The organism is Nostoc sp. NMS4, from assembly GCF_017115095.1.
In the GTDB taxonomy this organism is placed as follows: Bacteria; Cyanobacteriota; Cyanobacteriia; order Cyanobacteriales; family Nostocaceae; genus Nostoc.
Window position 1 is genome coordinate 1 of record NZ_JABXKI010000322.1, and the last position, 5,706, is coordinate 5,706.

General features: G+C 41.6%; 7 protein-coding genes and 1 pseudogene. All 8 read left to right on the forward strand.

Going from position 1 to position 5,706, the window contains the following annotated elements; translation table 11 throughout:
- Positions 1 to 194, forward strand: a pseudogene (locus HWQ37_RS29280) (signal recognition particle protein); the annotation flags it as partial.
- Between the two features lie 142 nt (positions 195 to 336).
- A complete protein-coding gene (gene rpsP, locus HWQ37_RS29285; protein WP_292753918.1) occupies positions 337 to 597 on the forward strand; it encodes a 30S ribosomal protein S16 in 261 nt (86 codons plus the stop codon).
- Entirely contained in the window at positions 560 to 994 is a 435-nt protein-coding gene (locus tag HWQ37_RS29290) for a KH domain-containing protein (RefSeq protein WP_292753919.1), read from the forward strand. The genes rpsP and HWQ37_RS29290 overlap by 38 nt, the downstream gene beginning before the upstream one ends.
- 350 nt (positions 995 to 1,344) lie before the next feature.
- On the forward strand, positions 1,345 to 2,298 hold the full coding sequence (locus HWQ37_RS29295) for a PhoH family protein (protein ID WP_292753920.1): 954 nt from the start codon (positions 1,345 to 1,347) through the stop codon (positions 2,296 to 2,298).
- Between the two features lie 86 nt (positions 2,299 to 2,384).
- On the forward strand, positions 2,385 to 2,789 hold the full coding sequence (locus HWQ37_RS29300; protein WP_292753921.1) for a ChuX/HutX family heme-like substrate-binding protein: 405 nt from the start codon (positions 2,385 to 2,387) through the stop codon (positions 2,787 to 2,789).
- A 73-nt stretch (positions 2,790 to 2,862) separates the two neighbouring features.
- Positions 2,863 to 3,840 carry a hypothetical protein gene (locus tag HWQ37_RS29305; RefSeq protein WP_292753922.1) on the forward strand — a complete coding sequence of 326 codons (978 nt, stop codon included), beginning with the start codon at positions 2,863 to 2,865 and terminating at the stop codon, positions 3,838 to 3,840.
- A gap of 48 nt (positions 3,841 to 3,888) precedes the next feature.
- Complete coding sequence (locus HWQ37_RS29310) at positions 3,889 to 4,689, forward strand: DUF6816 family protein (protein WP_292753923.1); 801 nt, start codon at positions 3,889 to 3,891, stop codon at positions 4,687 to 4,689.
- A gap of 87 nt (positions 4,690 to 4,776) precedes the next feature.
- Positions 4,777 to 5,706 (forward strand): ABC transporter transmembrane domain-containing protein (locus HWQ37_RS29315; protein WP_292753924.1); only part of this gene is annotated, 930 nt, incomplete at its 3' end.

Consider the following 5,706-nt stretch of genomic DNA (forward strand, 5'->3'; position numbering starts at 1 on the left):
CGCTCATGCAGCAAATGGGTCAAGGTGGCTTCCCTGGAATGCCGGGAATGTTCGGTGGCGGCGGTATGGGTAACGCCTTCGCCGGTGCCGGTAATCGTCCCCCTGCCCCCGGATGGCGGGGTTATGATGCTGCCCCAGCCACGAAAAAGAAAAAACCCAAAGATAAAAAGAAAAAAGGCTTTGGTAATCTTTAGTTATTGGGCATTGGGCATGGGGCATTGGTAATTTGCTAATGACAAATGACAAATGACAAATGACAAATAGCACCAAATGCTAGACCAGTGCTAAAATTAGCATTTCGGCATACTTACCAATTCGGAGAATGATTCTTCAACCATGATCAAACTGCGCTTGAAACGATTCGGTAAAAAGCGGGAAGCAAGTTACCGCATTGTCGCCATTAACAACCTCGCTCGCCGCGATGGCCGTCCCCTAGAAGAATTGGGTTTTTATAACCCCAGAACTGATGAAGTGCGACTAGACGTTCCCGGTATCGTCAAGCGACTACAACAAGGCGCTCAACCCACTGACACCGTTCGTCGCATTCTAGTAAAAGCTAATGTTTTTGAGCAGGTCAGTGGAACAGCCGCATCATAATTTCGGAACAAAACTCCCAACGGCTAGCCCCAACTATGTTGAGCTAGTTCGGTTTTTGGTGCATCCGTTTTTGGAATCTCCAGAAACATTAAGTGTCGATTGTGAAATTTCTCAAGCCCTCAACCGGGTTTGGGTTCGCATCGCGTTTGAAAGCACAGATAAAGGAAAAGTGTTTGGTCGAGGGGGACGCAATATTCAGGCGATTCGCACAGTAATTGCCGCAGCCGCAGCCGCAGTTGGGCAATCAACATACCTGGATATCTACGGCAGCACCACTCCAGGCCGCGAGGGTATGTCTTTTGATGAAGATACAGAAGAGCGATCGCCACCGCCAACGAAGAGAGAACCGCGTGCAAATGATGGGCCTAAACCCATTGTTAAACCACGCCTCCGCTAGGTTGAAACTAGAGAGCAAGTCTGAGCGGAGATAACAACCGCTCAGAATTTTTATAAAGATGGAAAGTAGCAAAAAGATTTAAAAATCTTTTTTTGGACTCTTCACCAGTAGGGGCTATGCCCTCACCCCCAGCCCCTCTCCCAATATGGGAGAGGGGAGTAAATTCTCCAGTTCCCCTTCTCCCATGTTGGGAGAAGGGGTTAGGGGATGAGGGCAAGCTGTACGCCCCTACGAACGATTCATTTATTACAAAAATTTTTCAAAATGTAGTTAATAAAAACATAATTTCGCCGTTAGGGGGCAAATATTAACCTTTGTCAAACACAGATCCTCACCAATTAAAAAATCCTATGGCAGATGCTTTCACAATTCAGCTGCCAAATATTTCCAGTGCGATCGCTCTTGGAGGAGAAGGAGAAGAAAATCTCAAAATCCTATCTCGGCAAACAGGGGCCACTTTAGTGCTACGCGGACAGGAATTAGTGATTTCTGGTACCGAAGGACAAATCGATCTGGCTTCTCGATTAGTGCGATCGCTTGAAAACCTCTGGATAAAAGGCAACACTATTTCCAGTGCCGATATTTTAACAGCCCGTCAAGCCATAGATAGCGATCGCCAAGGGGAACTACAAGATTTACAACGAGATGTCCTTGCCAAAAGTCGCCGGGGTGAAGAAGTCCGTGCCAAAACCTTCCGCCAGCGTCAATATATCGACGCACTCCGTAGACGCGATCTCACCTTTGGAATTGGGCCTGCTGGTACCGGCAAAACTTATCTCGCTGTTGTTGTCGCCGTCCAAGCACTTCTTTCTAACCAAGTTGAAAAGCTAATTTTAACTCGCCCTGCTGTCGAAGCCGGTGAAAAACTCGGTTTTTTACCTGGAGACTTACAGCAGAAAGTTAATCCCTATCTTCGCCCACTTTACGATGCTATTTATGAATTCATCGACCCAGAAAAAGTACCCAGTTTAATGGAACGCGGTGTGATTGAAGTCGCACCACTAGCCTATATGCGGGGACGAACCCTCAATAACGCTTTTATAATTGTCGATGAAGCTCAAAATACTACACCTGCTCAGATGAAAATGGTTTTGACTCGTTTGGGTTTCCGTTCGCGGATGGTGATTACAGGCGACATGACACAAACTGATTTACCACTTCACCAACAATCGGGTTTAGGAGTGGCTTTACAAATTTTAAAACACGTTGAAGGCATTGCCTTTTGTGAATTTTCCCAAAGAGATGTTGTGCGCCATCCTCTAGTTCAGCGTATTGTCGCCGCTTATGAACAATACGAAAAATAGGGATTGGGAATTGGGAATTGGGAATTGGGCATTGGGCATTGGGCATTGGGCATTGGAGATCAACAAATAACAAAGGATAATAATTTATGAGTACTACTTTGAAAGAATTTTTAGAAGCTTGCGAGAGTCTGGGAACCTTGCGTTTAATTGTTACTAGCAGCGCGGCTGTATTAGAAGCACGGGGTAAGGTTGAAAAGCTATTTTATGCAGAATTACCAAAGGGTAAGTACGCGAATATGCACACCGAAGGTTTTGAATTTCACTTGAATATGGATAGAATTATTCAAGTGAAATTTGAAACGGGTGAAGCAAAAAGAGGGAATTTTACAACTTATGCAATTCGGTTTTTAGATGAAAAATCAGAACCTGCATTAAGCCTATTTTTGCAATGGGGTAAACCCGGAGAATACGAACCAGGACAAGTAGAAGCTTGGCAGGTTTTAAAAGAAAAGTATGGAGAAATTTGGCAGCCTTTACCAATAGAAAGTTAACATAAGTAATTAGACAGAGATTCATAGTAAATTTCAGTCAAGTTAATTACCCATTCATAAACAACAGGGTTATATGAACGAATGGAAAATTATCGAATCTTTACCTAGCAAAATTGTTACCCAAAAAGACTCACGGATTAAAGGAAGTTGGATAGCCCCTTTGCTTCTGGTACTTCCTGGGTTAGCTCCAATTTGGTTAGGGATATCAATTTTACCTATAACTATTGTTTGTCAACCTGTTGGTTTAAGTTCACTCCAGTGTGAAAAAAAGCAAGAATTTTTGGGAATTCCCTTTCAAAGCCAATCTTCTACCCAACTAGTATCGAAGCCTAAGCCTAGCACTGAAGTTATACCAGGCAATAGCCTTCCAGTTTTAATAGGAGTGGCTTGGGTAGGGGGATTGGGTTCTTTATTGCTTTTGTCAGCTTGGTTAACGGTGACTTTGACGACTTGCACTATTGAAAAGACAGCAAATCAGATTTCTATTAGCAAAAAGACTGCTCTGCGTAAACGTGTCACTACTTATCTGATTTCAGAAGTAGAAGAACTGGTGATGACACTTCCTAGTAGTAATATCACAATTGAGAGTTTTGCTGGTGCTGTAGTAGAAATCAAGCTAAGAAGTCATTCAGGTAAGTCTCTGCTTCTTTATGCTCAAGCTTACGACCAATTACCCCAAGTTGAAAAGCTTTTAGGTAGTATTAGTCATTTACTTAATTTGCCCTACAAGCTAGTGTTAGATTTGGGATTAGAGGTTTGGACGTTTGAATCAAAAGGGAAAATAGCTGTCCATAAATTAGGTAAATGCCTTGAGGAATATAGTTTAAAAGATATTGCTACGGTGGAAACTGAAACTATAGAAGAAGGTAAAAATGCAAATAATATTTCCCGTTATCGAGTCAATTTAATAACAAAAACTGGAAAAAAATTAGGGATTTCTGAGTTTATGAGTGAAGACTTAGATGAAACTAATACCAGCTATGCCAAAGTTCGAGCTAACCAAGTGTGCGATCGCTTGCATCAATTTATAAATTTCCGTAGTGTGCAATAGAGGTATTGATTACAAAATGTCATATTGACAAACTAAAACAGTAATTTTATGTTGTTTATCAGAGTGCTTTGGAGTTTTTGCTTAATGCTTTTACTCCTATTAGGAGATAACGAAGCACAAGCCGAAGAATTAGCGGAACATTTAGCCAAATTCCCCCAATGGGAAAAATTAACATCAGTCAAACCGGCAGAGGGAGATTTAGTTTATCCTAACTGGATAGCTGGTAAATGGAAAGTTACCAGTACTTTAGTAGATTTAGCAGCACCTTTAGCACCAGATATCGTAACTCCAGGGTTTGAAGGTAATCGCCAACAATTAAATCAGCCTGTGAGTTTTGTAGTAAGATTTGTAAAGACTCAACCACGTATATCCAGTTTAAAAATATTCCCTCAGATAGGTTACAAATCGCCGATTTTAGTCGCAGATAGAGCATTCAATAGCTTGAATTTGGCAAGAGCTTATTTAGGGGATGAAGCAGTGTTATTAGTCAAAGTAGATCCAGATTCACCTAATCGTCAAATTACGTTTTTGCGTAGCAGTCGCCAACTAGTCTCCATTGTGACTGCACGCGCCACAGAAACTACCCCTGATGGCAAGTTCATTACCACAGAAGTGTTTCAACAACTATTTAAAGGCGGTTCACGCCCCTATTTCAACTCTGTAGAATCTACCACCGCTTATCATAAACTTCCAATATCTAATCCGGCGATTGAAGCAGATCAAGTTACTGCTGTCTATCTTTCACCCCAAGATCCAGATTACTTTAAAGCTGGTTCTCGACCAGTTGCTCTCTACCGCTATCGCCTTGAATTTTTCCCTCAAGAACTAGCAACTACTCCTAAAGAGTGATTTGTCATCTAGCTCTTGACTACTTTGTAATACGTTTGTAGTATATAAATTCCAAGTTTACGATCGCGCTCTTGGACGGTGTGCATCATGGCCAAATTTCAAGATATTGTCAATTACTTTCGCTCTGATTGGAAGCTGAGTCTCTTTAGTATCGGAGCATCCAGCGTTTACGAAATTATTGATTTGTTTGTCCCTTATGCGATTGGGCAGATTTTAAACGTTTTGTCTGCTCAACCTTTAGACAAACCACTTCAAAATGCGATCGCAACTTTTTCGGACATTACCAATTATCCAGTTACTAAAGCTCTATCTTTGAGTGTATTACTGGGTTTAGTTTTCGTTGTCACCGTAGTTAGAGCGCCAACACAACCTTGGTTAACCCATTGGTTTCATTGGGATATATCCTTAAGGTTGCGTCGCCAAAAAGCCCAAACAGCGATAGAAAAAATTCTCACTCTTCCACTAGAATTTTATGATGAAAATAACCCTGGACGCATTTCTGGAAGAATAGCTAGAGGTCTTTCTAACCACACTTACACTTACCCAGAAATTGCCGGACAGTTGATTCCTAAACTAGTTCGGGTGTTGGGAATTTTCTTGTTTATCTTGGTGATTGAGTGGCGAATTGCAATTTTGTATCTGATTTCCTTTATAGTTATTCTGAGCTTTAGCTTAAGGGATTTAAAGCGGCTAATTTGGCACGAAACTATTCTGGATAAGTATGGCGAAAATACAGAAAGTCACAATTCGGAACTGATCACCAATATCAAAACGGTGAAAGCATTTGCTAGTGAAGCTAAAGAATTGAAGCGGCAAAAGCAACGTTTAGATCGTGAACTAATGGTGGTTGAGTATCGTGTCCATAAAGGTTATACAAAACTGGCTACTTGGCAAAGGACTGTCATTCAGTTCTGCGTCTTTACTATCCTGGGTTTGACTCTAGCCGCAACAGTACATGGAAGAATTTCTCTCGGTCACTTTGTCATGACCTTAACTCTTTCTAGCATGGCTTATGCC

What these genes read in the sequence shown, in the direction of transcription:
- rpsP (WP_292753918.1), top strand. Translation starts at nt 337, where the DNA reads ATGATCAAACTGCGCTTGAAACGATTCGGTAAAAAGCGGGAAGCAAGT.
- HWQ37_RS29290 (WP_292753919.1), top strand. Translation starts at nt 560, where the DNA reads ATGTTTTTGAGCAGGTCAGTGGAACAGCCGCATCATAATTTCGGAACA.
- HWQ37_RS29295 (WP_292753920.1), top strand. Translation starts at nt 1,345, where the DNA reads ATGGCAGATGCTTTCACAATTCAGCTGCCAAATATTTCCAGTGCGATC.
- HWQ37_RS29300 (WP_292753921.1), top strand. Translation starts at nt 2,385, where the DNA reads ATGAGTACTACTTTGAAAGAATTTTTAGAAGCTTGCGAGAGTCTGGGA.
- HWQ37_RS29305 (WP_292753922.1), top strand. Translation starts at nt 2,863, where the DNA reads ATGAACGAATGGAAAATTATCGAATCTTTACCTAGCAAAATTGTTACC.
- HWQ37_RS29310 (WP_292753923.1), top strand. Translation starts at nt 3,889, where the DNA reads ATGTTGTTTATCAGAGTGCTTTGGAGTTTTTGCTTAATGCTTTTACTC.